General features: G+C 65.2%; 22 protein-coding genes. 8 read left to right on the forward strand and 14 right to left on the reverse strand.

Annotated features, from left to right (window positions below; all coding sequences use genetic code 11):
* The first annotated feature begins 24 nt into the window (after positions 1–24).
* Positions 25–1,089 carry a LacI family DNA-binding transcriptional regulator gene (locus tag BJ6T_RS28140; RefSeq protein ID WP_014495923.1) on the forward strand — a complete coding sequence of 355 codons (1,065 nt, stop codon included), beginning with the start codon at positions 25–27 and terminating at the stop codon, positions 1,087–1,089.
* Between the two features lie 9 nt (positions 1,090–1,098).
* Here BJ6T_RS28140 and BJ6T_RS28145 read toward each other — a convergent pair whose 3' ends face one another.
* The 3 genes from BJ6T_RS28145 to guaB form a co-directional block, all read right to left on the reverse strand.
* Entirely contained in the window at positions 1,099–1,395 is a 297-nt protein-coding gene (locus tag BJ6T_RS28145) for a hypothetical protein (protein ID WP_014495924.1), read from the reverse strand.
* Positions 1,396–1,555: 160 nt separating this feature from the next.
* Positions 1,556–2,578, reverse strand: coding sequence for an NADPH-dependent curcumin/dihydrocurcumin reductase (curA, locus tag BJ6T_RS28150; protein WP_014495925.1), 1,023 nt, complete (start codon positions 2,576–2,578; stop codon positions 1,556–1,558).
* A gap of 190 nt (positions 2,579–2,768) precedes the next feature.
* On the reverse strand, positions 2,769–4,262 hold the full coding sequence (guaB, locus tag BJ6T_RS28155) for an IMP dehydrogenase (protein WP_028169786.1): 1,494 nt from the start codon (positions 4,260–4,262) through the stop codon (positions 2,769–2,771).
* A gap of 470 nt (positions 4,263–4,732) precedes the next feature.
* Here guaB and BJ6T_RS28160 point away from each other — a divergent pair, with 470 nt between their 5' ends.
* The 3 genes from BJ6T_RS28160 to BJ6T_RS28170 all read left to right on the forward strand — a co-directional run bounded on the left by BJ6T_RS28160 (position 4,733) and on the right by BJ6T_RS28170 (position 8,248).
* A complete protein-coding gene (locus tag BJ6T_RS28160) occupies positions 4,733–6,223 on the forward strand; it encodes an MFS transporter (protein ID WP_014495927.1) in 1,491 nt (496 codons plus the stop codon).
* Between the two features lie 376 nt (positions 6,224–6,599).
* Complete coding sequence (locus BJ6T_RS28165; protein ID WP_141378696.1) at positions 6,600–7,310, forward strand: VIT1/CCC1 transporter family protein; 711 nt, start codon at positions 6,600–6,602, stop codon at positions 7,308–7,310.
* An 83-nt stretch (positions 7,311–7,393) separates the two neighbouring features.
* Positions 7,394–8,248 carry a TorF family putative porin gene (locus BJ6T_RS28170; RefSeq protein WP_028169788.1) on the forward strand — a complete coding sequence of 285 codons (855 nt, stop codon included), beginning with the start codon at positions 7,394–7,396 and terminating at the stop codon, positions 8,246–8,248.
* Position 8,249: 1 nt separating this feature from the next.
* On the opposite strand, the gene BJ6T_RS28175 is transcribed toward BJ6T_RS28170, so the two are convergent.
* From BJ6T_RS28175 to BJ6T_RS28185, 3 genes are all read right to left on the reverse strand, one after another.
* Positions 8,250–9,263, reverse strand: a complete 1,014-nt coding sequence (locus BJ6T_RS28175; protein ID WP_014495930.1) for a hypothetical protein — start codon at positions 9,261–9,263, stop codon at positions 8,250–8,252.
* 231 nt (positions 9,264–9,494) lie between these two features.
* Positions 9,495–10,187 carry an RlmE family RNA methyltransferase gene (locus BJ6T_RS28180; protein ID WP_014495931.1) on the reverse strand — a complete coding sequence of 231 codons (693 nt, stop codon included), beginning with the start codon at positions 10,185–10,187 and terminating at the stop codon, positions 9,495–9,497.
* Position 10,188: 1 nt separating this feature from the next.
* A complete protein-coding gene (locus BJ6T_RS28185) occupies positions 10,189–11,262 on the reverse strand; it encodes a Ppx/GppA phosphatase family protein (protein WP_014495932.1) in 1,074 nt (357 codons plus the stop codon).
* A gap of 211 nt (positions 11,263–11,473) precedes the next feature.
* On the opposite strand from BJ6T_RS28185, the gene BJ6T_RS28190 reads away from it, so the two are divergent.
* On the forward strand, positions 11,474–13,846 hold the full coding sequence (locus tag BJ6T_RS28190; protein WP_028169789.1) for a xanthine dehydrogenase family protein molybdopterin-binding subunit: 2,373 nt from the start codon (positions 11,474–11,476) through the stop codon (positions 13,844–13,846).
* 56 nt (positions 13,847–13,902) lie between these two features.
* Here BJ6T_RS28190 and BJ6T_RS42700 read toward each other — a convergent pair whose 3' ends face one another.
* Genes BJ6T_RS42700 through BJ6T_RS47510 form a run of 3 tightly spaced genes read right to left on the reverse strand, consistent with a single transcriptional unit; the run spans position 13,903 to position 16,145 of the window.
* Positions 13,903–14,484, reverse strand: coding sequence for a hypothetical protein (locus BJ6T_RS42700; RefSeq protein ID WP_014495935.1), 582 nt, complete (start codon positions 14,482–14,484; stop codon positions 13,903–13,905).
* A complete protein-coding gene (locus BJ6T_RS28195; protein ID WP_014495936.1) occupies positions 14,379–15,344 on the reverse strand; it encodes a DUF5107 domain-containing protein in 966 nt (321 codons plus the stop codon). The genes BJ6T_RS42700 and BJ6T_RS28195 overlap by 106 nt, the downstream gene beginning before the upstream one ends.
* Positions 15,345–16,145 carry a hotdog family protein gene (locus BJ6T_RS47510; RefSeq protein WP_014495937.1) on the reverse strand — a complete coding sequence of 267 codons (801 nt, stop codon included), beginning with the start codon at positions 16,143–16,145 and terminating at the stop codon, positions 15,345–15,347.
* Positions 16,146–16,252: 107 nt separating this feature from the next.
* On the opposite strand from BJ6T_RS47510, the gene BJ6T_RS28205 reads away from it, so the two are divergent.
* The 3 genes from BJ6T_RS28205 to BJ6T_RS28215 all read left to right on the forward strand — a co-directional run bounded on the left by BJ6T_RS28205 (position 16,253) and on the right by BJ6T_RS28215 (position 19,752).
* The gene (locus tag BJ6T_RS28205; protein WP_014495938.1) at positions 16,253–16,756 is read left to right on the forward strand and encodes a YaiI/YqxD family protein; all 504 of its coding nucleotides are present in this window, start codon (positions 16,253–16,255) and stop codon (positions 16,754–16,756) included.
* A gap of 2 nt (positions 16,757–16,758) precedes the next feature.
* On the forward strand, positions 16,759–18,570 hold the full coding sequence (locus BJ6T_RS28210; protein ID WP_014495939.1) for an ABC-F family ATP-binding cassette domain-containing protein: 1,812 nt from the start codon (positions 16,759–16,761) through the stop codon (positions 18,568–18,570).
* A 102-nt stretch (positions 18,571–18,672) separates the two neighbouring features.
* Positions 18,673–19,752, forward strand: a complete 1,080-nt coding sequence (locus tag BJ6T_RS28215) for a D-TA family PLP-dependent enzyme (protein WP_014495940.1) — start codon at positions 18,673–18,675, stop codon at positions 19,750–19,752.
* Positions 19,753–19,890: 138 nt separating this feature from the next.
* On the opposite strand, the gene BJ6T_RS28220 is transcribed toward BJ6T_RS28215, so the two are convergent.
* The 5 genes from BJ6T_RS28220 to mmsB form a co-directional block, all read right to left on the reverse strand.
* The gene (locus tag BJ6T_RS28220) at positions 19,891–21,111 is read right to left on the reverse strand and encodes a BaiN/RdsA family NAD(P)/FAD-dependent oxidoreductase (protein ID WP_080593948.1); all 1,221 of its coding nucleotides are present in this window, start codon (positions 21,109–21,111) and stop codon (positions 19,891–19,893) included.
* A complete protein-coding gene (locus BJ6T_RS28225; RefSeq protein WP_014495942.1) occupies positions 21,108–22,025 on the reverse strand; it encodes an SDR family NAD(P)-dependent oxidoreductase in 918 nt (305 codons plus the stop codon). The genes BJ6T_RS28220 and BJ6T_RS28225 overlap by 4 nt, the downstream gene beginning before the upstream one ends.
* 223 nt (positions 22,026–22,248) lie before the next feature.
* A complete protein-coding gene (locus tag BJ6T_RS28230) occupies positions 22,249–22,728 on the reverse strand; it encodes a MaoC family dehydratase (RefSeq protein ID WP_014495943.1) in 480 nt (159 codons plus the stop codon).
* Positions 22,729–24,444 carry an AMP-binding protein gene (locus BJ6T_RS28235; protein WP_014495944.1) on the reverse strand — a complete coding sequence of 572 codons (1,716 nt, stop codon included), beginning with the start codon at positions 24,442–24,444 and terminating at the stop codon, positions 22,729–22,731. It abuts the gene before it with no gap.
* Entirely contained in the window at positions 24,444–25,340 is an 897-nt protein-coding gene (gene mmsB / locus BJ6T_RS28240) for a 3-hydroxyisobutyrate dehydrogenase (protein WP_259220808.1), read from the reverse strand. Before mmsB ends, BJ6T_RS28235 begins: the two co-directional genes overlap by 1 nt.
* Between the last annotated feature and the right edge of the window lie 7 nt (positions 25,341–25,347).

Consider the following 25,347-nt stretch of genomic DNA (forward strand, 5'->3'; position numbering starts at 1 on the left):
GACTTCGATTAACCTCAGGATTCGATGAGCGATCGGGCAAAGCCAGGTTACGACGACGTTGTGCGCATTCCAGCGCCGCCCGGCCGCAGCAGTGCGACCGGACGGCCGCCGCGCATCGAGGAAGTCGCGGAGCGCGCCGGGGTATCGCCGATCACGGTGTCGCGGGTGTTGCGTCACCCCGAGAAGGTCAACCACGAGACCCGCGAGCGCATCCTCGAAGTGATCGAGGCGACCGGTTACGCCTCCAACCCGCATGCGCGCGCGCTGCGCTCGGGGCGCTCGAACGTGGTCATGGCCTTCGTCTCCAACATCCTCAGCCAGCAGTTCGGGCTCGCGGTGCGCAGCTTCGCCGCGACGCTGGAGCCTGAGGGTTTCGAGGTGCTGGTCGGGCAGACCTCCTACTCCTATGCCAAGGAAGTCGCGATGATCCAGTCGCTGCGCGGCATCCGCCCCGCAGCAGTGATGTTCACCGGCGTGATCGAGCTCGAGGAGAATCGTGCCGCGCTGCTCGAGCTCGGCATTCCCGTGATCGAGACCTGGGCGTTTCCGCGCGACCCCATCGACATGCTGGTCGGCCTGCCCAATGCGGATGCCGGCGCGATGGCGGCGCGCAGGCTGGCCGAAGCCGGGCATCGCCGCGTCGCCTTCATCGGACGCGGCAGCGGCCGTGGCGCACTGCGCCGCGACGGTTTTCGTAACGCAGCGGCAAAGCTCGGCCTCGATATCGTCCACGAGATCGGCGTCGGTGAGATCACGGGCCTGGCCGACGGCCGCACCGCCTTCACCGCTCTGCTCGAACGCGGCGGCGACGTCGATGCGGTGTTCTGTGCCAACGATCTGCTTGCGACCGGCGCGCTGATCGAGGCCCGCGCCCGCGGCCTCTCGGTGCCGCGCGATCTGGCGCTGCTCGGCTTCGGCGACAACGACGTCGCCGATCAGATCACGCCCGGTCTCACCACCATCTCGTTCGATGCGGCGGCTGTTGGGCGGATCGCAGGCGAACTGCTTCTGGCGCGGCTATCAGGCACGCCACGCGCCAAGCAGCGGCTCGCCGTCGAGCTGTTCCTGGTCGAGCGCGGCAGCGTCTGAGCTTGCGGATCAGGCGATGGTCTTGAGATCCTGCTGGATCGCAGCCAGCAGCGATTGCAGTGCATCGCTGTTCACCGGCCTCGCCTCCGCCTTCGCAGGCTGGACCTTGTCAGGCTGCGCAGCTTTGCCCGGACGCTTCGGGAATGGCGGTGGTGGCGCCGGCATCGCGGCTGGCGCGAATTCGCCTTCCTCGTCGACGTGGACGAACTTGCCATGGATGACGTCGCCTCGACGGCCCATGACGAACAGGGTCGCCCAATAGCCGGCAGCCAGAAGGATTACGCTGAAAATACCAATCTCTAACATCGCAGCACCTAAAATATGCGCGATGATTCAATGCCTTCGCTCAGTCGTCAATGAACCGACGGTCACACCTGCGGCTTTTGCGGGCAGGTGTGGCCGATCGGTCACTCTTTGTTAACCATCGATGTCCGGGGTGTGACGCCCCTGCAACTAGGCCGTGCAGCTAAACCTTATCCGGCCCGACCCGCACGAGCTGCTTGCCGAAATTGGCGCCCTTCAGGAGCCCCATGAAGGCGCTGGGCGCGCTCTCCAGGCCCTCGGTGACGAACTCCTTGTACTTGACCTTGCCGTCGCGGACCCAACCGGACATGTCGCGCAGGAAGTCGCCATGGCGGTTGGCGAAGTCGGAGACGATGAAGCCGCGGAAGGTGAGCCGCTTGGTCAGGGTCGCGCGCATCATCGCTGCGGCCCATTTCGGCGGCTTGGCCTCGGTGTCGTTGTAATGGGCGATCAGGCCGCAGACAGGCACGCGCGCGAACGGATTGAGCAGCGGGAAGACCGCCTCGAACACGGCGCCGCCAACGTTCTCGAAATAGACGTCGATGCCTTTCGGGCAGGCGAACTTCAGCTTCGCGGCGAAATCGGTTTCGCGGTGATCGAGGCAGGCATCAAAGCCGAGTTCCTTCACCACGTAGTCGCACTTGTCCTTGCCGCCGGCGATGCCGACTGCACGCGCGCCCTTGATCTTCGCGATCTGGCCGACGGCCGAGCCGACCGCACCGGAGGCACCGGCGACGACGACGGTCTCGCCTTCCTGCGGCTTGCCGATGTCGAGCAGGCCCGTATAGGCGGTCATGCCGGGCATGCCGAGCACGCCGATGGAGGTCGAGATCGGACCGAGCTTCGGATCGACCTTGATCAAGCCCTTGCCGTTCGAGATCGCGTGCGACTGCCATCCGGTACGGGCTCGCACGATGTCGCCCTTGGCGAAATCAGGATTGTTGGAGGCTGCGACCTCGCTGACTGCCTCGCCCTCCATCACGCCGCCGACCGGCACAGGTGCTGCGTAGGACGGACCGTCACTCATGCGCCCGCGCATATAGGGATCGAGCGAGAGCCAGATCGTGCGCAACAGGACTTCCCCTGCGCCGGGCGTCGGGACTGCGAATTCCTCCAGACGAAAATCGGACGGCTTTGGCTCGCCGACGGGACGCGCGGCGAGAACGATGCGTTTGGCTTGGGACATGGCTTCCTCCGGACTGCTTGTTGCAGTCATTTAGGAGGAACGTGGGAATGAAGCAAATCCCAATACTCGCTGTCATCGTCCGCGAAAGCGGGCGATCCAGTATTCCAGAGGCGGCTGTGATTGAACCGAGACGCCTCGGCGTACTGGATGCCCCGGTCAAGCCGGGGCATGACAGCAGTGTGTGGAGTACCTAACCCGCGCCCGGATAGTTCGGGCTCTCGCGCGTGATCGTGACGTCGTGGACGTGGCTTTCGCGCAGGCCCGCGCCGGTGATGCGGACGAACTGGGCCTTGTCGTGCAGGTCCTTCATGTCCTTTGCGCCGACATAGCCCATCGCGGCGCGCAAGCCGCCGGCGAGCTGGTGCATGACGTTGCCGACCGGACCCTTGTAGGGCACCTGGCCCTCGATGCCTTCAGGCACGAGCTTGAGCGTGTCCTTGATATCCTGCTGGAAATAGCGATCGGCCGAACCGCGCGCCATCGCACCGACCGAGCCCATGCCACGATAGGCCTTGTAGGAACGGCCCTGCCACAAGAACACTTCGCCGGGGGTCTCGTCGGTGCCGGCGAGCAGCGAGCCGACCATGGCGATGTCGGCGCCGGCGGCGAGCGCCTTCGCAAGGTCGCCGGAGAACTTGATGCCGCCGTCGGCTATGACGGGAATGTCGGACTTCTTTGCAGCCTCGACCGCATCCATGATCGCGGTGAGCTGGGGAACGCCGACGCCGGCGACGATGCGCGTGGTGCAGATCGAGCCCGGGCCGATGCCGACCTTGATGCAGTCCGCGCCCGCATCGATCAGCGCCTGCGCGCCCTCGGTGGTGGCGACGTTGCCGGCAACGACCTGCACGGAGTTGGACAGACGCTTGATGCGATTGACCGCATGCAGTACGTGGCGGGAGTGGCCGTGCGCGGTGTCGACGACGACGAGATCGACGCCGGCATCGATCAGCCGCTCGGTGCGCTCGAAGCCGGTGTCGCCGACGGTGGTGGCAGCGGCGACGCGCAGGCGGCCCTGCGCATCCTTGCAGGCGAGCGGATGGGCGACCGCCTTCTCCATGTCCTTTACGGTGATCAGGCCGACGCAGCGATATTGCTCGTCGACCACGAGCAGCTTCTCGATGCGATGCTGGTGCAGCATCCGCCGCGCCTCGTCCTGGCTGACATTCTCGCGGACCGTGACGAGGCCGTCATGCGTCATCAGTTCGGAGACTTTTTGCCGGCGGTCGGTGGCAAACCGCACGTCGCGGTTGGTGAGGATGCCGACCAGCTTGCCGGGCGTATTCTTGTTCGCACCGGTGACGACGGGAATGCCGGAGATGCCGTGGTCGCTCATCAGCTTGAGCGCATCGTCGAGCGTGGCCTCGGGGCTGATGGTGAGCGGGTTCACCACCATGCCCGACTCGTAGCGCTTGACCTGCCGGACCTGGGCGGCCTGCCCCTCGGGATCGAAATTGCGGTGGATGACGCCGAGGCCGCCGGCCTGCGCCATGGCGATCGCCATGCGGGCTTCGGTGACCGTGTCCATGGCGGAGGCCATGATCGGGATGTTGAGCGGAATGGCGCGGGTGACGCGGGAGCGGATGTCGACCTCGCCCGGCATGACGTCCGACAGGCCCGGCTTCAACAGCACGTCGTCGAACGTAAAGGCTTCGCGAATGCCTTGAAGTTGCACCGTGGCCATCTGCCAACTCCTTCCTGCGGCCCTGCCGCAAATAGCTATGGATGAGCGCCGCCCTCGGCGTGCCTTGCGGCATCGCCGGAGAATCGGAGCCCATCGGTGGGGTTGACGCGGGTCGATAGCACGGCCACGCGACGAATCAAAGCAAATCGGACCGCCGGCCAGCCATGCACAGGCTTTTTTAGTAAATTCGGCGTGGATGGCCGGGTGGCGGCCACCCCTCGTCATTCCCCGGCGCGACGAAGTCGCGAGCCCGGAATCCATCCCCCAAGCGGTCTCTGGGCCCGACGGATTCCGGGCTCGCGAAAGGACACGCCGGGGAATGACGAGGGAGCCCGTGCAACCGCCGGCGAGGGTCACACCGTTGTTACGCAGGACTTAGGTGCTATGCGTTGATCCGCAATGGTCCCGGCGGAGCGGCGGTGATAAGCCGCAACTCCACCCTTCCTTCTGATTTTCATTACCAATCCGTCATGGTCGACAAGCAACGCGTCATCCCGCTGATCGTGGCCACCGCTCTCTTCATGGAGAACATGGATTCGACGGTGATCGCCACCTCGCTGCCCGCGATCGCGGCCGACATCGGCACGAGCCCGCTGACGCTCAAGCTTGCCATCACCTCCTATCTGCTGTCGCTCGCGGTGTTCATCCCGGCGAGCGGCTGGACTGCGGACCGTTTCGGCGCGCGCATGGTGTTCGCGATCGCGGTCGGCGTGTTCATGGTCGGCTCGGTCGGCTGCGCACTCTCGACCTCCGTCACCGATTTCGTATTCGCGCGCATCCTTCAGGGCATGGGCGGGGCGATGATGACGCCGGTCGGACGCCTGGTACTGCTGCGCTCGGTCGACAAGAGCGCGCTGGTCAACGCCATGGCATGGGTGACGGTCCCTGCCCTCATCGGTCCCGTGATCGGCCCGCCGCTCGGCGGCTTCATCACGACCTATGCGTCATGGCACTGGATCTTCCTGATCAACATTCCGATCGGGCTGCTCGGCATCTTCATGGCCTTGCGCTTCATCGATCCCATCAAGAGCGAGACGCGGGAACCGTTCGATCTTTACGGCATGGTGCTCGCGGGCGTCGGCCTCGCCGGCATCGCGTTCGGTCTGTCCGTCGCCGGGCTCAACCTTCTGCCCTGGAGCACGGTCGCGGCCCTGGTCGTGGGGGGAGCGATCTCGATGACATTGTATGTCCTGCACGCGCGGCGGACGGGTTCGCCGGTGCTGGACTTTTCGCTACTGAATCTGCCGACACTGCGCGCGGCCGTTTTCGGCGGCTTCATGTTCCGGCTCGGCATCGGCGCGCTGCCGTTCCTGCTGCCGCTGTTGATGCAGATCGGCTTCGGGCTGTCGCCGTTCCATTCCGGCCTCGTCACCTTCGCCTCCTCGCTCGGCGCCATGGGCATGAAGACGCTGGCCGCGCGCATCATCCGCACGTTCGGCTTCCGCAACTTGATGACGGTGAACGCGGTCGTCAGCGCGTTCTTCCTCGGCGTCTGCGCGCTGTTCACGGTGACGACGCCGCTGCTCATCATCATGGTGATCCTGGTGGTCGGCGGCTTCTTCCGCTCGCTGGAGTTCACCGCGATCAACACGGTGGCCTATGCCGACGTCGAGACCGCGCAGATGAGCCGCGCCACCACGCTGGTCAGCGTCAACCAGCAGCTCGCCGTCTCCGCCGGCGTCGCGGTCGGCGCGGCCTGCGTGGAAACGACGATGTGGCTCAACCATGTCAGCGAGATCGACGCCACCGTGTTCGCGCCGGCCTTCGTCGTGATCGCGCTGACCTCGGCCGCGTCGAGCTGGTTCTTCTGGCAGATGCCCGCCGATGCCGGCCACGAGATTTCCGGCCGTAAGGCGGTCGAGATCGCCAGCCGCAAGGGTGCCGCAAAGAGCGCGGCGACCGCCGCCGTCAAGACGGCGACGGAGGATACGCAGGACGTGCGGGACCAAAGGCTCGGCTAAGGCGCGACGAAGTCAAATTCGGCGACGGGAAACGCGCAAGATCGGATCGCCTCGGCAGCTACGGCCAAAACTCCGCAAGGCGCCCCATGCGAAGCAGCACCAGGGCGTCTGGATGACGCGCTGGTGCCCAACAGCCTCCGGCACCTTCCGATAGTCTACCCCATAGCAAAGCTCCGGTCAGAACCCGACGTCGTAAAATCGTCTTCGTTGGACTGGCGGGGCACAAGCGGCTGCCGCGCGGCGCGTCGGCCCAGTTCACTCATGCCCGCGCGCCTTTGACATAACTCAAAGAGCGAATGCCGGACATGAGCCTCGATGACACCTGCTCGGGTGTGGGTCGGGCTTGGCCAGGAGCCGAGACGATGCATTCGCCCGCGTGCGCAGCCAAGATCGTCAGCAAACGGTGATCGAAGACCAAGCCATGGCTTTATTGGGACCGGATACTCCGTTCGGGAGCATACTTGATCCGATGGAACGGATCTCGGAGACTTTGTTCGGACTGATCATGGCCCTTACCTTCATCTGCTCGCTTGGTGTCGCGACCGGGACCAATATCAATGTTCAAACAATGCTCATCGGCGCACTCGGCTGCAATCTCGCCTGGGGCATCGTCGACGGCGGTCTTTATCTGCTGGCGCGCATCAATGACCGGGGAGACAAGGTTCTGACCCTCCGCGCGATACGGAAGGCGCCGGATCCCGAAGCAGCGCGCCGCGTCATTGCCGACGCGCTGCCGCCGGAATTGTCGGCCATGCTGCCCGAAGAGCAGTTGGAATCGATGCGGAAACGGTTGCAACAATTGCCTGAGCCGGCTCCCGGTCCAGGGCTGACGAAGCGCGACTGGATCGGAGCGCTCGGCCTTTGCCTGCTGAGCTTCCTGTCGACCTTCCCGGTGGTCATCCCGTTCCTGTTCCTGAGCGATGCCAGACTGGCGCTGCGCGTCTCCTACGCCGTCGCCATCGTGATGCTGTTCTGTTGCGGTTACGTGTTCGGGATTCGTAGCGGGCTGCGGCCTTCGGTGGCGGGACTTGCGATGGTGGCTGTCGGTAGTACGCTGGTTGGCATCGCGGTCGCTCTGGGAGGATGATCGACTTGCGGCGACACGAAACATCATTTCGGGGTGCAAGCGGCGCCTCATTTGCCGCGCTGGCCGGACTGTGGCTTGCACCCATGACCGGCGGTTTGGCGCTGGCCCAATCCTCGGCCGGGGCGCTCGGCCTCGGCAACCGCGGTTGGTCGGCGGCCGACACCACCCACGCAACGCCTGCCAACGAGCTCGAATTCAGCGCCCGCGCAGGGATTGCATCCGATTACATCTATCGCGGGACCACGCTGTCCGATCATGGCCCCGCGGCCGGCGCCGCCTTCGAGACGAGATGGGGCCCGCTCTACGCCGGCACATCGGTCGCCACCGTCAAGCTGCCGACCCAGCCGGCCGCCGAACTCACCTTCGCCGCCGGCATGCGCCCGCAGATCGCCACGATCGATTTTGATCTTGGGGCGACCTATTTCGCCTATCCCGGTGAAAGACTTCCTGGCGAGACCAACGGCATCAATTATTGGGAGATCGTTGTCCGCGGCGATCGCCGCATCGGCGACCAGTTCCGCGTCGCCGGCGGTTACGCCTATTCTCCGAACGTCTCGAACACCGGCGCCTGGAGCCAATATGTGGCGGCCGGAGTCGGCTTCGACGTGCCGGAGCGGTTTCTGCTGCAGAACCTGACCGTGTCGCTCACCACCGCCGCCGGCTATTCCTGGTTTGGCAACCAGACCCCGCAACTCGGCGGTTTCCCGCTGCCTGCCTATCTCAACTGGCAGGCCGGCGTGACGTTCACGCACAAGGCGCTCAACCTCGACCTGCGCTACTACGACACCAATCTGTCGAAGGAAAACTGCTTCGTCTTTACAGGCGATCCAAATGCGCGGCCGGGCGGCCGCGCCAATCCGATCACCAACCCAGACGGCCTGGTCTCGAACTGGTGCGGCGCGACATTCGTCGCCAAGGTCTGGTTTGCGTTCAACTAATTTAGGGAACCACCGTCGGCGGCAATATGCGGTAGAGCACGACACCCAGCCCGAGCGCGTCGCCCGTCAGGACGAGCTTTCCGCCATTGATCGTTCGCTGCAGCAATATCCTCTGCAGGTTGGGATCGGGGTGGGTCGGATCGGAATAGAACTTCGCGAGATTGCTGGTATTCGCATCGATCAGGTAGCGCTCAATCGTCACGGTCGAGCCGTCGCTGAACGGCAGGTTGTCGACCTCGAGCGAAATCCCCTCCGGCGTCTCGGTCGAAATGTTGTTGCCGAAGACACGTGTCGGATCATAGTTGTAGACCATGATGTTCGCGGTCGAGTTAGCGCCGTCCCAGGTCGCGAACGCATTGAGGTGGGAGCCCGCCCCGCCGGTGAGAGCGGCCTGCACGCGCTGGCCCGACATCTTGTTGTACATCTTGAATCGGTTCGCGACCGGCTTCGGATAGTAGTCGGCCGGGCTATCTCCGTGCGGCACCTTCTGCAGCAGGCTGGCCTGGCCGAGGAAAGGCGTGATGTTCGGATCCCCCTGGCCGTCGCCGATAATGAGGTAAGACCCCATCGATATCTTCTTTTTCACGGCTTCTGACAGGAACGCCGCCGTCCAGGCCGCCCCCTTGTGCGAATAATTGACGTCCGTCGCCTCGTAAGCCGTCGGGCCCCATTCCGACAGGAACAGCTTCACGTCGGGCATGTTGGCATTGTTCATCTTCAAGGCGTCCAGCTTGGCCTTGGCCTTGTCGACCAGATTGTCGAAGAACGCGAAACCGCCGGTGCCGTCTGTCGAGCCGTAATAGTGGAACGAGAAGCGATCGAGCCGCGCGTTGAATTTTGCCAAGTAAGTGTCTGCCAGCGGATTGAAGGTCTGGTCGAGGAAGACTTCCTCCAGCGTCGGAAGATTCTCCCCCGGATAATAGTTGAAGCTCAGTCCGACCAGGGCCGGCCCGGCCATTTCCAGCGTCTTGCCGTTATAGCTCTGGTTGGCGGCGAGTTCGTTTCTGATGTTCACAATCGCCTGCGAGAAGACCTTCTAAACCGGCAAGAGCTGCCTGGGCAGACGGCGCGCATCGAGCTGGTAGGGGTAAGACAAAGTCGGGTCTTCGGCATTGGACATCGTGTGGGATTGCAGCGGGGGTAGGCACTGCATTGGATTGATCTCACCCGCTGAAATTGCAGATGATGAATCTATCAGCCCAAGATGTTATCGATGTGAATGCTATGTTGATGTGAGCGTGACACGTCAGTCCGGGACCGGCTGCCCGCCGCGAAACCCCGTCGCCAGCACATAACGCTCCGACGAATCCTGTCGGCTCGCAGCCGGCTTCACATGCCGCACCGTCGCGAAATCGCGCTTGAGCTGGGCGAGCAGATCAGCATCGGCGCCGCTCTGGAACGTCTTGGCCAGGAATGCCCCGCCCGGTTTCAGCACGTCGCAGGCGAACGCGGCCGCCGTCTCGATCAGGCCGACGATGCGGAGCTGGTCGGTCTTGCGGTGGCCGGTGGTGTTGGCGGCCATGTCGGACATCACGATGTCGGCGCCGCCCCCGAGCATCGCAGTGAGCTTCGCGGGTGCGTCGTTGTCCATGAAGTCGAGCTGCGCGAAGTCGACGCCGGCGATCTCGGGCATGTCCAACAGGTCGATCGCGACGACCTTGCCCTTGCCGTCGACCGAGCCGACGCGCTTGGCGGCGATCTGGCTCCAGCCGCCCGGCGCGGCGCCGAGATCGACCACGGCCATGCCGTGTTTCAGCAGGCGGTATTTCTCGTCGATCTCGAGCAGCTTGAACGCCGCACGCGAACGATAGCCGAGGGCCTTCGCCTTGACCACATAGGGATCGTTGAGCTGCCGCTCCAGCCACAGCTTCGACGACAATTTGCGCTTGCCGCCGGTCTTGACCTGGACGTGCAAGCGGCCGGTGGTGTCCTTGGCCATCTCACCAGCTCCTGAGTGCGCCGTCCTCGCGCATCATCTCGACCAGCATGCCTTCACGCAGGCCCCGGTCGGCGACGCGCAGGCGCGGCAGAGGAAAGGCGCGGCGGATAGCATCGAGGATGGCGCAGCCGGCCAGCACGAGATCGGCGCGCTCGACGCTGATGCAGCTGTTGTTGGCGCGCTCCTCGTAGCTCATGCCGAGCAGCTTGTTGATGGTCGCGGTGATGTCGGAATCGTTCATCCAGATGCTGTCGATGCGGCGGCGGTCGTAGCGCGCGAGGTTGAGATGGATGCCGGCGAGCGTCGTCACCGTGCCTGAGGTGCCGAGCAGGTGCATGTCGGCGAGATCGCCGCCGTGCGCTTCTGCGAACGGCGCGACGTGGTTGGCGACCTCCTGCTCCATCGCGGCATAGATTTCCGGCGTGACGTCGCGGCCGCCGAAATGCTCGGCCAGCGTCACGACGCCCAGCGGGATCGACATCCAGGCCTTGATGCGGGGCTCCGGATTTTGCGGATCGCGTTCGATCCGCACCAGCTCGGTCGAGCCGCCGCCGATGTCGAACAGGATCGCGCCCCTGCCCCGGGGGTCGACCAGCGGCGCGCAGCCGAGCACGGCGAGCGAGGCCTCGGTCTCGCGGTCGATCACCTCGAGCTCGATGCCGGTCTCGGCCGCGACGCGGCTGCGGAAACCTTCCGCATTCGAGGCGGCCCGGCAGGCTTCGGTCGCAATCAGCCGCAGCCGCTTGGCTTTGCGCAGATTGATCTTGTCGCGGCAGATGCTGAGCGCGGCGACGGCGCGCTCGATCGCGGCCTCGCTGATGCAGCCGGTCGCCGAAACGCCCTCGCCGAGCCGGATGATGCGCGAGAAGGAATCGACCACGCGAAAGCCGTCGCTGGTCGGACAAGCGATCAGGAGCCTGCAATTGTTGGTGCCGAGGTCCAGCGCCGCATAGACGCCGGTTCCCGGCGCTTGCGCGGCGACGGCCGGTTCGGGGGCCAACGCCACCGCCGCCATCGACCCCTCCAGCCCACCGTGCGGCGCATGGCCGTCGCGGAGCCGCGTGTGGTCATTCATACAAATTGTCTTTCCGCGGCCCCATGGGGCCGTTCTGGAATTGCTTTTTCGCCTGAAACATTAGCAGCGCGGCAAGCCTGCGCAACAACGCATCACATGGGACCATGCCCATTCGTGCGTTGCCGTGAACGGGACCGTGGGCTATTTTTGAAGGGTCCGGTCCTCCAGGCGCCCCCAAAACGCGCGATTGCCGGCTTTTCAGGTCAATTCCATGCAAGAACACACCAAATCGTCCACGCTCGAAAACGCTATTGCACTGCAAAAATACGGTGTCGGGCAGCCGGTCCGCCGCAAGGAAGACGATACGCTGGTGCGCGGCAAGGGCCGCTACACCGACGATTTCAACCTGCCCGGCCAGGCCCACGCCGTGGTCGTCCGCTCCACCCATGCCCATGGGCTCATCCGCGGCATCGGTACCGACGCCGCCAGGGCGATGCCGGGCGTGCTGGGGGTGTGGACCGGCAAGGACCTCGATGCCGCCGGCTATGGCCCCTTCACCTGCGGCCTGCCGCTGAAGAGCCGCGACGGCTCCCCCCTGCTCCAGACCAACCGGCAGCCGTTGGCGACCGACAAGGTCCGTTTCGTCGGCGATCCCGTCGCGTTCGTGGTCGCCGACACGCTGGCGCAGGCGCGCGACGCCGCCGAAGCCGTCGAGCTCGATATCGAGCCGCTGCCGGCGGTGACCGATCCCGAGGAAGCCGCCAGGCCCGGTGCGCCGCTGCTCTATGACCACATCCCGAACAATGTCGCGCTCGACTACCACTATGGCGACATCGACAAGGTGAACGCGGCCTTCGCCAGTGCCGCCCACGTCACCAAGGTCGACATCGAGAACACCCGCGTCGCCGTCGTCTCGATGGAGCCGCGCGTGGGGCTCGCCTCCTACGACAAGAAGACCGAGCGCTACACCATCCAGATGCCGACGCAGGGCGTCGCGGGCAACCGCGCCAACCTCGCCAAGAACCTGAAGGTGCCGAACGAGAAGGTGCGGGTCCTCACCGCCAATGTCGGCGGCTCCTTCGGCATGAAGAACGTCAATTACCCCGAATACATGTGCATCCTGTACGCCGCCAAGGAGCTCGGTCGCCCGGTGAAGTGGCTGGACGAACGCTCCACCAGCTTCCTCTCCGACAGCCACGGCCGTGCGCAGAAAATCCATGCCGAGCTGGCGCTCGACGCCGAAGGACATTTCCTCGCGGCAAAGCTTGAGGGCTACGGCAATCTCGGTGCCTACATCACCGGCGTCGCGCCGGGGCCGCTATCGCTCAACACCGGCAAGAACTTTTCGAGCGTCTACCGCACGCCGCTGATGGCCGTCGACATCAAGACGGTGCTCACCAACACCACGCTGATGGGCGCCTATCGCGGCGCCGGCCGGCCCGAGGCGAACTACTACATGGAGCGGCTGATCGACCGCGCCGCCGACGAGATGGGCATCAACCGGCTGACCTTGCGCAAGCGCAATTTCATCAAGTCGAACCAGATGCCGTTCCCGGCCTCCTCCGGCGTCACCTATGACAGCGGCGACTTCCAGGCGGTGTTCAACAAGGCGCTCGAAATCTCCGACCATGAGAACTTCGCCAAGCGCAAGAAGGAGAGCAGGAAGGCCGGCAAGCTGCGCGGCATCGCCGTCGGCTCCTATCTCGAGGTCACCGCGCCGCCGAGCCCCGAACTCGGCAAGATCGTGTTCGATGCCGATGGCAGCGTGCAGCTGATCACCGGTACGCTCGATTACGGCCAGGGCCATGCCACGCCGTTCGCGCAGGTGCTGTGCGAGCAGCTCGGCGTCCCCTTCGACAGCGTCAAGCTGGTGCAGGGCGACAGCGACATCGTCCACACCGGCAACGGCACCGGCGGTTCGCGCTCGATCACGGCGAGCGGCATGGCGATCGTGGGTGCCGCCAAGCTCGTCATCGAGAAGGGCAAGCGCGCCGCCGCGCACATGCTGGAGGCCTCAGAGGCCGACATCGAGTTCGCCGACGGCAGCTTCACCATTACCGGCACCGATCGCAGCATCGACATCATGGAGCTCGCCAGGAAGCTGCATGACGGCAAGGTGCCGGACGGCGTGCCTGACAGCCTCGACGTCGACCATACCAGCGAACCGGTGCCCTCGGCGTTCCCGAACGGCTGCCACGTCGCCGAGGTCGAGATCGATCCCGATACCGGTGTGGTGCAGATCGTGCGCTACAGCGCGGTCAACGATTTCGGCACGGTGATCAACCCGTTGCTGGTCGCGGGCCAGCTTCATGGCGGCGTGGTCCAGGGCATCGGCCAGGCGCTGATGGAGCATGTCCGCTACGACGAGAGCGGCCAGCCGATCACGGGCTCGCTGATGGACTACGCGCTGCCGCGCGCGGAGGACGTTCCGAACATGACCGTCGGCGATCACCCTGTGCCGGCCACGACCAATCCGCTCGGCAGCAAGGGCTGCGGCGAAGCCGGCTGCGCCGGCAGCCTGTCGACGGTGGTGAACGCGGTACTCGACGCCCTCTCCGACTACGGCATCAAGCACATCGACATGCCGCTGACCCCGGAGCGGGTGTGGCGTGCGATCCAGGACGCCAAAGGCAAGGCGGCGTAAGGGGGAGTTCCGCGATCGTGATAACGCCGGGGGTTCGACCGGCATTGCGAAAGAGATCACTTGATCGCCGTTTCGGCGGCGATCAACTCCTTTCCCTCCGTCGTCGTGATCGTTAGCCGTATCTTTCCCCCGCTACGGCCGTCGGCAATCGCTGCCGAAATGCGGTTTCCGTTGTTCGGATCGGCGCTCACGACCCCGCTGAACAGAGCCGTGTCACCCTGTTTCAACGTGACAAGCAACGGGATGGCCGGTTCGATGCTGAAGAACTCGAGAACGGCGCGAGACGCCTCGGCCGAGAAATTGATCAGGATTTTCTCGTTCGCATGCGTCACGTTGCTCATGCCGACGGTCGGGCTGTAGGTTTCCGGAATCGACACCTCACTGCGTGCGGGAAAGTCTGCGCTGTGGAAAAACTGGTCTGACACGCCCGCCCATAACTCGACATACGGCCGCCACTCGTTCGGATCCTTCCGGGCATCGGTTTCGTCGGTGAACGACGGAAACCCCCACGTCCACATTTTCAAGCCCCGCGTCAGGGTATTGTCCGCAATGCGAATGATCCCTTCTGCATTGTCATGGTTGATGACGCCCCAGAAATTCCCGCCCTGCATATCTGGTGCAGCATAGGCGATGCCCATCGTTGGCCAGTTCTTGAAGTAGCGCAGGTTTTCGAAGCGCCGCCTGCCCATACCCGCGCTCTCGTCGCCGTCCGCCAGATTGGCCGACCAGGCAGGCGTCGTGTAAGTTCGGATCGGCGCGATGATTTCGGCGCCGCCCGTTGCCCTGGGTTTTTCGGCTCCGATCCCGGAGCGAGCGTCGTGCACGTCCAGTACTCGTATTGGACAGCCCCGTCGTTCGGATTCTTCAGCACCACGCGCGCATCGAGTGCGGCACGATCGGCCTTGAGCGTGACGTAGTAGTTCGCCTCGATGCCGGTCGCGCCCCTGAACTTGCTCGGCCGCGCGGAATAGTCGAAGTCATCCCGGAACGACATCACGACCGTGACTTCGTCGGCGCCCTCCTTCACGACCCGGAAAGCCCACGGCTTCAGCCACGTCTTGCCGTGCTCGGCATCCGGGAACGTGGGAAAGATTCCGCCGTACACCATCAGCCAGTCGTAGTAGAAATTTCCGGCCTTCATGCCGTAGGGCACTCCGACTTCCGTTCGATAGAGCTGCTCGTGGCCGGTCGGCTTGTAGACCATGGAAAGGATACGCCCTCCGAATTCGGGCACGAGCGTTACCCTCAGATATCGATTCTCCAGCACGTAGGATTTGAAACTGCGTTCGACGATCACGCTCTTGTCGAGCGACCCGCTGACAAAGCCATTCTCCGCATCGACGGCGAACTTGACGGTGCTCCACGTCGTCGTCTGCTCGCTGAGCGACACACCATCGGGCACCGGTGCGGCGGCATGCACGACGCAAGGCGCACGGAGCGACAAAAGGAGTGCTATTCCAAAACAAACGAGGGCACGCAAGGAGACCTCAACTGGCATTCAGGCCGCCGCCTGCTCGCGCGGCTGGTAGATCGCAGTATGCTGGCAGTGCGCCAGCGGCGTCGTGCCGTTGGCGACGACCAGCGCGTCGAGCTCGACGAAGCGGTGGCCCTTCTTCTCGTAGTTCGCGGTGACTTTTGCCCGCGCGGTGATCTCGTCGCCGGCGCGCGCGGCCGACAGCAGCTGCATGCGGCTGCCGACATGGATCCACGGGCCCAAAATCGTGTTGTCGACGAGGACGCGGTTCATCACGCGCTGGATCAGGCCGGGATGGCCGAGCCCCTCGCGCGCAAAAATCGGATCGGTTTCCCTGACGTCGGCGAGATAATCGGCTGCGTCCTGCCCGGCCCAACGGCGCGGCATCGTGCCGAGCCACTTGCCGGTCTCGAAAGTTGCGGGGCTGACCGGCTTGCGTTCGGCTACGACCGGCACCGCCACATAGTCGTTCAGCGACACCGCAGGCGCGGCCACCGGCAGGGAGGCCGTGCCCGTGGCGCAGAGCTCGGTGCGGCTGAACACCTCGATCGTGAGCAGGCCATTGTGCTCGGTTGCATCGACATCGGCGGTCTCGCCGTCATAGACCGGCTTGATGAAGCGGGCCTCGACCAGACCGCGCGACAGGAAATCGCGGCCCCAGCGCGCCACCGGCACGTGCATCATGTAGGCGAAGACGTCGACGCCGGGGACCAGCCCGCCGGAAAAGCCGAAGCGACGCGCCACCGTGTCGTCATGCATCTTGTTTTCGGACTGTTTGGCGGTGTTGTAGGCCTCGACGCGGTAGGTTTCGAGCCGGTTCGGCATGGCGGGCCTTTCCCTGAATTCTTGTTGTTTCAGGGTTGATCGTAGGCCCCCGGGAACACCGGTCAATCCCCTCGCCTTTGCGGCCCGAATGGGGTACCACGCGGCGAATGACTGACACCCCCACCCGCATCTATGTCGACGCCGACGCCTGTCCGGTGAAGGACGAGATCTACCGCGTCGCGCTCCGGCACGGCGTGCCCGTGAGCGTGGTTGCCGGCAATTTTATTCGTGTGCCCCAAGATCCGCTCATTGAGCGGATTGCAGCGGGCGCCGGCATGGATGCCGCTGACGACTGGATCGCGGAGCGGGCCAAGCCGGGCGACGTCGTCGTGACATCCGACATTCCGTTGGCGAGCCGCTGCGTGAAAGCGGGCGCCGACGTGATCGCGCCGAACGGCAAGCCGTTCACGGAAGAGTCGATCGGGATGACGCTGGCGGTGCGCAATCTGATGACGGATCTGCGCTCGGCCGGCGAGGTCACCGGCGGCCCGCGCTCGTTCGCGCCGCGCGACCGCTCCGCCTTCCTCTCCGCGCTCGACCAGACGCTGCGCCGGATCCAGCGCCGCCGCGCCGACCAGGCCGCGACGAGCCAGAATTTGAATCAAGGCTAGTCATGGCGCCGCCCCTGATCCAGCTCAAGGACATCAAGCTCACCTTTGGCGGCACGCCGCTGCTGAGCGGCGTCGAGCTCAACGTCGCGCCGAGCGAGCGCGTCTGCCTGATCGGCCGCAACGGCTCGGGCAAGTCGACGCTGCTGAAGATCGCAGCCGGCCTCGTCGAGCCTGACGGCGGCACGCGCTTCGTGCAGCCGGGCGCAACCGTTCGCTATCTGCCGCAGGAGCCGGATTTCGGCGACCACAAGACCACGCTCGGCTATGTCGAGGCGGGCCTGGCGCCCGGCGACGATCCGTACCAGGCGCGCTACCTCGTGGAGCAGCTCGGGCTTACCGGCAACGAGAACCCGGCCAACGTCTCCGGCGGCGAGGCCCGCCGTGCCGCACTGGCTCGCGTGCTGGCGCCCTCGCCCGACATATTGCTGCTGGACGAGCCGACCAACCATCTGGACCTCTCCACCATCGAATGGCTGGAAAAGGAGCTCGACAGCCGCCGCAGCGCGCTGGTGCTGATCAGCCATGACCGCCGCTTCCTCACCAATCTCTCGCGCTCGACGGCGTGGCTCGACCGCGGCAAGATCAAGCAGATCGATCGTGGCTTTGCCTCGTTCGAGAGCTGGCGCGACGAAGTGCTCGCCGAGGAAGAGCGCGACCAGCACAAGCTCGACCGCAAGATCGTCGACGAGGAGCACTGGCTGCGCCACGGCGTCTCCGGCCGCCGCAAGCGCAACGTCAAGCGGCTCGGCAATCTGCATGCGCTGCGTGACCAGCGACGCAATTATCGCGGTACGGCGGGCACCGCCAGTCTGGCCGCGGCGGAAGCCGAGCAATCCGGCAAGCTGGTGATCGAGGCCAAGGGCGTCACCAAGGCGTTTGGCGACCGCGTGATCGTCGACAATTTCTCCACCCGCATCCAGCGCGGCGACCGGCTCGGCATCGTCGGGCCGAACGGCGCCGGCAAGACCACGCTGGTCAACCTGCTGACCGGCGGCGCGGAGCCTGATTCCGGCATCGTGCGGCTCGGCGCCAATCTTGAGACGGCCACGCTCGACCAGCACCGCGAAAGCCTCGACCCCAGGTCGACGCTGGCCGAGGCGCTAACCGGCGGCCGTGGCGACCAGATCATGGTCGGCGGCAAACCGAAGCATGTGGTCGGCTACATGAAGGACTTCCTGTTCGCCCAGGAGCAGCGCGGCACGCCCGTCGAGGTGCTCTCGGGCGGCGAGCGCGGCCGGCTGATGTTGGCCCGCGCGCTGGCAAAACCCTCGAACCTGCTGGTGCTGGACGAACCGACCAACGATCTCGACCTCGAGACGCTCGACGTGCTCGAGGACATGCTCGGCGACTACGAGGGCACGGTGATCCTGATCAGCCACGACCGCGACTTCCTCGACCGTATCGTCACGTCAGTGATCGCCCCCGAAGGCAACGGCAAGTGGACCGAGTATGCCGGCGGCTACAGCGACATGCTGGCGCAGCGCGGTGCCGACCTCAAGCGCGAGACGACGAAGGCGCAAGCCCCCGCGGAGAAGAAAGAGGAGCGGCTGGCTGCTCCGCCTGTCACGGCAAAGCGGCGGCTGAGCTTCAACGAGAAGCACGCGCTGGAAACGCTGCCGAAGAAGATCGAAACCCTGCACGCCGACATTGCCAAGCTGCAGCGCTTCCTTGATGATCCCAATCTCTACACCAAAGACCGCAAGAAATTCGACGACACCTCCGCCGCCATCGCCAAGGCGCATGACGAATTGTCCGCCGCCGAAGAGCGCTGGCTCGAACTGGAAATGCTCCGCGAAGAGATCGAGCAAGCGTAATTTGTAGGATGGGTAGAGCGCAGAACCGTAGGATGGGTAGAGCGAAGCGAAACCCATCCTACGGGACTACCCATCCTACGGGTCCAGAAATAGAGAGATGACATGACCACTCCCCTCGCCGCCAAGATCGCCCGTGAATATGGCACTCCCTGCGCCGTCATCGACATGGACCGGGTCGAGCGCAACATCGCGCGGATCCAGAAGGCCTGCGACGATGCGGGTGTCGCCAACCGTCCGCACATCAAGACGCACAAGAACCCGACGATCGCCAAGCTGCAGGTCGCGGCGGGCGCCAAGGGCATCACCTGCCAGAAGCTCGGCGAGGCCGAGATCATGGCCAATGCCGGCATCGACGACATCCTGATCAGCTACAATCTGCTCGGCGAAGAGAAGATGGCCCGCCTGGGCGCGCTGCAGGCGAAGGCGAACATGACGGTCGCCGCCGATAATTCGACGGTCGTCGCCGGCCTGCCCAAGGCAGCCGCCGCCTCGGGTCGTCCGCTCTCGGTCGTGGTCGAATGCGATACGGGGCGCAAGCGCGCGGGCGTCGAGACCCCGGCCGAGGCGATTGCGCTGGCGCGCGAGATCGCCGGGTCCAAGGGACTCGAATTCGCCGGCTTCATGATGTACCCGACCGAGACTGGTTGGACTGAGGCGCAAAAATTCTACGACGAGGCGCTGGCCGGCGTGCGCGCGCACGGGCTCGATGCAAAGATCGTTTCGACTGGCGGCACGCCGAACCTCGTCAACATCGGCAAGCTCAAGGGCGGCACCGAGCATCGCTTCGGCACCTACATCTACAATGACCGCATGCAGGTCGCCGCCGGCGTCGCCACCTGGGACGACTGCGCGCTGCACATCTATTCGACCGTCGTCAGCCGCGCCGCGCCCGAGCGCGGCATTCTGGACGCCGGCTCGAAGACGCTGACGACGGACACCGGCGGCCTCGACGGCCACGGCCTGATCCTGGAGCACCCCGAGGCCAAAATTGCGCGCTTCGCCGAGGAACACGGCTTCCTCGACCTCTCGCGCAGCAACACGCGCCCTAATGTCGGCGACGTCGTCCGCATCGTGCCCAATCATGTTTGCGTCGTGGTCAACATGATGGACGAGGTGGTGATGGTCCGCGGCGAGGAGATCATCGGCACGCTGCCGGTGGCGGCGCGGGGGAAGCTGCGCTAGGCGGAGTACCCGCGCATCCTTCGAGGCTCCCGGCGCGATGCCTTGCATCGCGCCACTCGCACTTCAGGATGACGCTCTCTCGTAGCCGTCACCCTGAGGTGCCGAAGCGCAGCGGAGGCCTCGAAGGGCGGCGGCGTTCTATGAACGCTTTAGCCACTCCAACACACCCCTGCCCGCAGCAGCCCCCGTCGCAAACGACGCCTGCAACAGATAGCCGCCGGTCGGCGCCTCCCAGTCCAGCATCTCGCCGGCGGCGAACATGCCGGGTAGCTTGCGCAGCATCAGACGTTCGTCGAGCTCGTCGAAGGTCACCCCGCCCGCCGTCGAGATGGCGCGCTCGATCGGGGCAACGCCGGTGAGCTGAACCGGAATGGCGTTGATCAGCTTCGCAAGCTCCGCCGGCGAGAACAACGCCAGCGGCCGGCCGGATGCGATGGCGGCCTCCTGCATCAGGGCGATGCCGACCGGCGACAGCTGCGCCGCCTTGCGCAGGAAATTCGCCAGCGACTGCTTGCCGCGCGTGCCTGATAGCCGCGTGGCCAGCGCGGCGACGTCGAGCTCGGGCCGCAATGCGATCGTCAACGTCGCCTGCCCGAGACCCAGCACCGCCTCGCGCAACTCGGCCGACAACGCGTAGATGGCGCCACCTTCGATGCCGCTGCGCGTGATCATGGCTTCGCCGCGGACGGTATGCGCCCCGATCGTCAGCGCCACGCCCTTGAGCGGCTGGCCCTCGAAACGGTCACGAAACACGTCGGACCATGCGACGGTGAAACCGGAATTGGCCGGCCGCAGCTTCGAGATCGCAATACCTTTCGCGGCGAGGATATCGACCCAGCCGCCATCCGATCCCAGTCGCGGCCAGCTTGCGCCGCCGAGCGCGAGGACTGTGGCCTTGGCTTCGATCGGCCGTTGCCCATCGTTGGTGCGAAATAGCAACCGCCCCTCACCGTCCCATCCGGTCCAGCGATGACGAAAGGCGAACCGTACGCCCGCGGCATCGAGGCGCCGCAGCCAGGCGCGCAGCAACGGCGAGGCCTTGAACGCCTTTGGAAACACACGCCCGCTGCTGCCGACGAAGGTCGGCTCTCCCAGCGCCGCGCTCCAGGCGCGGAGCGCATCGGGCGAGAACGCTGCGATCGCCGCTTGCAGCATCGGCGCCGCCTCGCGGTAGCGCGGCATGAAATCCGGCAGCGGCTCGCTATGGGTGAGATTGAGCCCGCCACGGCCGGCCATCAGGAATTTGCGACCGGCGGACGGCATCGCATCATAGACAGTGACGCGGGCGCCGCCCTGCGCCAGCGCCTCCGCCGCCATCAGCCCGGCGGGACCGGCACCGATGACGGCGACGTCAGTCAGAGCTTGATCCCCGCCCGTGCCGCGGCCTGCGCCACGTATTTCTGCGTCTGCTCGAACGCGCCCTGCAGCGCCTTCGCCTTCGACATGTCGCTGATCTCGGCGAAATGCGCGGCGACCGCGTCCGGCGTCCATTCGGATTCCGGCAGGTTGATGCCTTCGCTCTCCAAAATCTTGATCACGGCGAAGGAGCCGGCGCCGGCGCCCATGATGGTGCGGGTGGGTGCATCCTCGCTCAGCATATATTCGACCGCGGGCGTGATCGCGTTCGGCTTCATCAGTTGCAGCGCCTGTGGCGGCAGCAGCTCTTCCGTCATGCGGGTCGCCGCGGTCGGCGAGATGATGTTGACGCGGATGTTGTTCTTGCGGCCCTCTTCCGCCAGCACGTTCATCAGGCCGACCATGCCGGACTTGGCCGCGCCGTAATTGGCCTGGCCGAAATTGCCGTAGAGGCCGGAGGACGAGGTCGTCAGCACGATGCGGCCGTAATTGCGGTCGCGCATGCCGGCCCAGGCCGCCTTGCAGCAATAGAAGGTGCCGACGAGATGCACGTCGAGCACCTTCTGGAAATCGGCGGCCTCCATCTTGCCGAACGACTTGTCGCGCAGGATGCCGGCATTGGCGCACATCAGGTCAACGCTGCCCCACTCCTTGGTGGCGCGCTCGACCATGGCGGTGACCTGCTCGAAATTGGAGACGTCGGCGCCGTCGGCCATCGCGGTGCCGCCGGCTTTGCGGATCTCCTCGACGACGGCTTCGGCCGGCGACAGCGAGCCGCCGCTGCCGTCGCGCGCGCCGCCGAAATCGTTGACGACGACTTTTGCGCCGCGGCTGGCCAGCCCCAGCGCATGCGCGCGTCCGAGGCCATTGCCTGCGCCGGTGACGATGGCGACACGTCCGTCGAACCTGATTGCCATGAGTGTGCTTCCTTTCTTCCTTCTCCCCTTGTGGGAGAAGGTGGCGCGAAGCGCCGGATGAGGGGTATCTCTCGGCAGCCGAGCTCGTGGAGAGATACCCCTCACCCGGCTTCGCGTTTCGCGAAGCCACCCTCTCCCACAGGGGGAGAGGGTAACAGCGCTCCGCACGAGATTTGGACAGCTTTTGAGCAGCGATGGGTTGCCGGGTCAAGCCCGACTGAGCCTACGCGAAATAGATCAGCCCGAGCCAGTCGGCGACCAGCGCCGGCTTGTCCTCGCCCTCGATCTCCACCGTGACGTTGGTGCGGGACTGCAGCTCGTTGGGCTTGCGCAGCTTGGCTTCGGCCAGCACGAAGCGGCCGCGGACGCGCTTGCCCGAGCGCACCGGCGAGATGAAGCGCAGCTTGTCGAAACCGTAATTGACGCCCATCGTGGTGCCGGCGATGACAGGCATCACCTCGTAGGACATGATCGACAGCAGCGACATCGTCAGGAAGCCGTGGGCGATGGTGGTGCCGAAGGCGGTCTCTTTCTTCGCGCGCTCAGGATCGACATGGATGAACTGGTGATCCTCGATCACGTCGGCATAGGTGTCGATGCGGGGCTGATCGACCAGGTGCCACGACGACACGCCGATCTCCTTGCCGACCATGGCCTGATAGGCTTCGAGGGAAATCGGCGGCTTCTTCCAGACTTCGTTCACTTAGGTCTCGCTCCGTGTTTTCGGCAGCTCCGGAAAATCCTCTTCCCGGAATTCCCGACCGCGCAGGGGATCGTTGCGGTCGTCGTCGCGCTCCAGCCGTCTGAGCTGCACGCGGCGGATCTTGCCCGAGATCGTCTTCGGCAGCTCGGTGACGATTTCAAGGCGGCGGATGCGCTTGAACGGTGCAAGGCGCGTATGCAGATGCCTGAAGATGGACAGCGCCGTCTCGGGCGAGCGCTCCGCACCTGATGTCAGCAGCACAAAGGCCTTGGGGATCGCGAGCCGGATCGGGTCCGGGCTCGGCACCACCGCGGCTTCCGCGACGAGCTCATGCTCGAGCAGCACGCTCTCCAGCTCGAACGGGCTGATGCGATAGTCGGAGGATTTGAACACGTCGTCGGAACGGCCAACGAAAGTGAGATAGCCATCCTCGTCCGCGAACACGACGTCACCGCTGCGGTAGAGCGCGCCTTCCGCACCCGACAGCTTGCCGTCGTCGCCCTGATAACCCTGCATCAGGCCGGCGGGGCGCTCGGTGCCGAGCACCAGCGCCACCTCGCCTTCCTTCGCAGGATGACCGTCGGCGTCGCTGACCTGCACGCGATAGCCCGGCAGCGGCCGGCCCATCGAGCCGACCTTGATCTTTTGCCCCGGCGAGTTGCCCGCCAGCGCGGTGGTCTCGGTCTGGCCGTAGCCATCGCGGATGGTCAGGCCCCAGGCGGCCTGCACCTGGTCGATCACTTCCGGATTGAGCGGCTCGCCGGCGCCGCAGACCTCGCGCAAGCTCACCTTGAACGACGCAAGGTTCTCCTGGATGAACAGCCGCCATACCGTCGGCGGCGCGCACAGCGTGGTAACGCCGCAGCGGCCGATGGTGGCGAGCAGACCCTTGGCATCGAAGCGCGGCTGGTTGACCACGAACACGGTCGCGCCCGCATTCCACGGCGCAAAAAAGCAGCTCCAGGCGTGCTTGGCCCAACCGGGCGATGAAATATTGAGATGAACGTCGCCCGGCTTCAGCCCGATCCAGTACATGGTCGAGAGATGGCCGACGGGATAGCTGCGTTGGCTGTGGCGCACGAGCTTTGGTTTCGCCGTGGTGCCAGAGGTGAAATAGAGCAGCATCGGGTCGTCGGCGTTGGTCGGACCGTCAGCCGTAAAGCTCTCCGCAGCCTTCGTTGCCTCGTCATAGGCAAGCCAGCCATCGGAAGCCGCACCGACGACGATGCGGACGATATTCTCAGCACCGAGACTTGCGAATTTCGCGACCTGGTCCTGGGCCGCCACCACCGCCTTCGCCTTGCCGCGATCGAGCCGGTCGCGCAGCTCGTCCGCGGTGAGCAGCGTGGTGGCGGGAATCACGACGACGCCGAGCTTCATCGCGGCCAGCATCGTCTCCCACAGCGGAACCACGTTGCCGAGCAGCAGCAGCAGGTGGTCGCCGCGCTTCAGGCCCTGCGCGCGCAGGAAGTTGGCGACCTGGTTCGAGCGCTGCGAGAGCGCCGCGAAAGACAGCTTGGTTTGCTTGTCCTGCGCGGCATCGACGATCCAGAGCGCGGGCCGGTCCTTGGCGTCCGCGTCCTTTGCGAGTTCGTCGAACCAGTCGAGCGCCCAATTGAAGGGAACCGGATCGGGCCAGCGGAAGTCTTTGACCGCCGTCTCGTAATCCGTGCGGTGCTTTAGCAGAAACGCGCGCGCGTCCTGAAATGTCGTCATTAGGCTTTCCCGGCTAGCCCCCTAACGTGCTTGATAATTCCGGAAAAATCCACCCCGCCCTGCCCGGCGGCATCGAAGGACTGATAGATCTCCTGCGCATGCTTGCCGAGCGGCGTGGCCGCGCCCGCGGCCTTGGCGGCGTCCTGGGCCAGCGTCAGATCCTTCACCATCAGCGCCGAGGCAAAGCCCGGCTTGTAATCGTTGTTGGCCGGAGAGGTCGGCACCGGGCCCGGCACCGGGCAATAGGTCGTCAGCGACCAGCACTGGCCCGACGAGGTCGAGGCGACGTCGAACAGCGCCTGATGCGAGAGGCCGAGCTTCTCACCGAGCGCAAAGGCCTCGCTCACCGCGATCATGGAGATGCCGAGGATCATGTTGTTGCAGATCTTGGCCGCCTGCCCGGCGCCGGCGCCGCCGCAATGCACGATCTTCTTGCCCATCTTCTCCAGCACCGGCTTTGCGGCCGCAAACGCGCTCTCCTCGCCGCCGCACATGAAGGTGAGCGTCGCGCCCTTGGCACCGCCCGTGCCGCCGGACACCGGCGCATCGACCGAGAGCACGCCATGCTTGGCCGCCAGCGCATGCGCCTGACGCGCACTCTCGACATCGATGGTGGAGCTGTCGATGATCAGCGCGCCCTTGGCCATGGCGGGAACGACCTCGCCCCAGACGCCGAGCACGTGCTTGCCGGCCGGCAGCATGGTGACGACGACATCGGCGCCCTTCACCGCACCCGACGCACTCTCGGCGATGGCGGCGCCATCGGCCTTGGCCTGGTTGCGGGAGGCCTCGACGAGATCGAACGCCACCACCTTGTGGCCGGCCTTGACCAGATTGGCCGCCATCGGGCCGCCCATGTTGCCGAGACCGATGAATGCGATCGTGGCCATATCGATATCCTCC

Origin of the sequence: Bradyrhizobium japonicum USDA 6 (genome assembly GCF_000284375.1) — a bacterium.
GTDB classification, from domain to species: domain Bacteria; phylum Pseudomonadota; class Alphaproteobacteria; order Rhizobiales; family Xanthobacteraceae; genus Bradyrhizobium; species Bradyrhizobium japonicum.

What these genes read in the sequence shown, in the direction of transcription:
- BJ6T_RS28205 (WP_014495938.1), top strand. Translation starts at nt 16,253, where the DNA reads ATGACTGACACCCCCACCCGCATCTATGTCGACGCCGACGCCTGTCCG.
- BJ6T_RS42700 (WP_014495935.1), bottom strand. Translation starts at nt 14,484, where the DNA reads ATGGGCATCGCCTATGCTGCACCAGATATGCAGGGCGGGAATTTCTGG.
- BJ6T_RS28215 (WP_014495940.1), top strand. Translation starts at nt 18,673, where the DNA reads ATGACCACTCCCCTCGCCGCCAAGATCGCCCGTGAATATGGCACTCCC.
- BJ6T_RS28180 (WP_014495931.1), bottom strand. Translation starts at nt 10,187, where the DNA reads ATGGCCAAGGACACCACCGGCCGCTTGCACGTCCAGGTCAAGACCGGC.
- BJ6T_RS28160 (WP_014495927.1), top strand. Translation starts at nt 4,733, where the DNA reads ATGGTCGACAAGCAACGCGTCATCCCGCTGATCGTGGCCACCGCTCTC.
- BJ6T_RS47510 (WP_014495937.1), bottom strand. Translation starts at nt 16,145, where the DNA reads ATGCCGAACCGGCTCGAAACCTACCGCGTCGAGGCCTACAACACCGCC.
- BJ6T_RS28210 (WP_014495939.1), top strand. Translation starts at nt 16,759, where the DNA reads ATGGCGCCGCCCCTGATCCAGCTCAAGGACATCAAGCTCACCTTTGGC.
- BJ6T_RS28145 (WP_014495924.1), bottom strand. Translation starts at nt 1,395, where the DNA reads ATGTTAGAGATTGGTATTTTCAGCGTAATCCTTCTGGCTGCCGGCTAT.
- BJ6T_RS28140 (WP_014495923.1), top strand. Translation starts at nt 25, where the DNA reads ATGAGCGATCGGGCAAAGCCAGGTTACGACGACGTTGTGCGCATTCCA.
- guaB (WP_028169786.1), bottom strand. Translation starts at nt 4,262, where the DNA reads ATGGCCACGGTGCAACTTCAAGGCATTCGCGAAGCCTTTACGTTCGAC.
- BJ6T_RS28170 (WP_028169788.1), top strand. Translation starts at nt 7,394, where the DNA reads ATGACCGGCGGTTTGGCGCTGGCCCAATCCTCGGCCGGGGCGCTCGGC.
- curA (WP_014495925.1), bottom strand. Translation starts at nt 2,578, where the DNA reads ATGTCCCAAGCCAAACGCATCGTTCTCGCCGCGCGTCCCGTCGGCGAG.
- BJ6T_RS28225 (WP_014495942.1), bottom strand. Translation starts at nt 22,025, where the DNA reads ATGGCAATCAGGTTCGACGGACGTGTCGCCATCGTCACCGGCGCAGGC.
- BJ6T_RS28190 (WP_028169789.1), top strand. Translation starts at nt 11,474, where the DNA reads ATGCAAGAACACACCAAATCGTCCACGCTCGAAAACGCTATTGCACTG.
- BJ6T_RS28235 (WP_014495944.1), bottom strand. Translation starts at nt 24,444, where the DNA reads ATGACGACATTTCAGGACGCGCGCGCGTTTCTGCTAAAGCACCGCACG.
- BJ6T_RS28185 (WP_014495932.1), bottom strand. Translation starts at nt 11,262, where the DNA reads ATGAATGACCACACGCGGCTCCGCGACGGCCATGCGCCGCACGGTGGG.
- BJ6T_RS28195 (WP_014495936.1), bottom strand. Translation starts at nt 15,344, where the DNA reads ATGCCAGTTGAGGTCTCCTTGCGTGCCCTCGTTTGTTTTGGAATAGCA.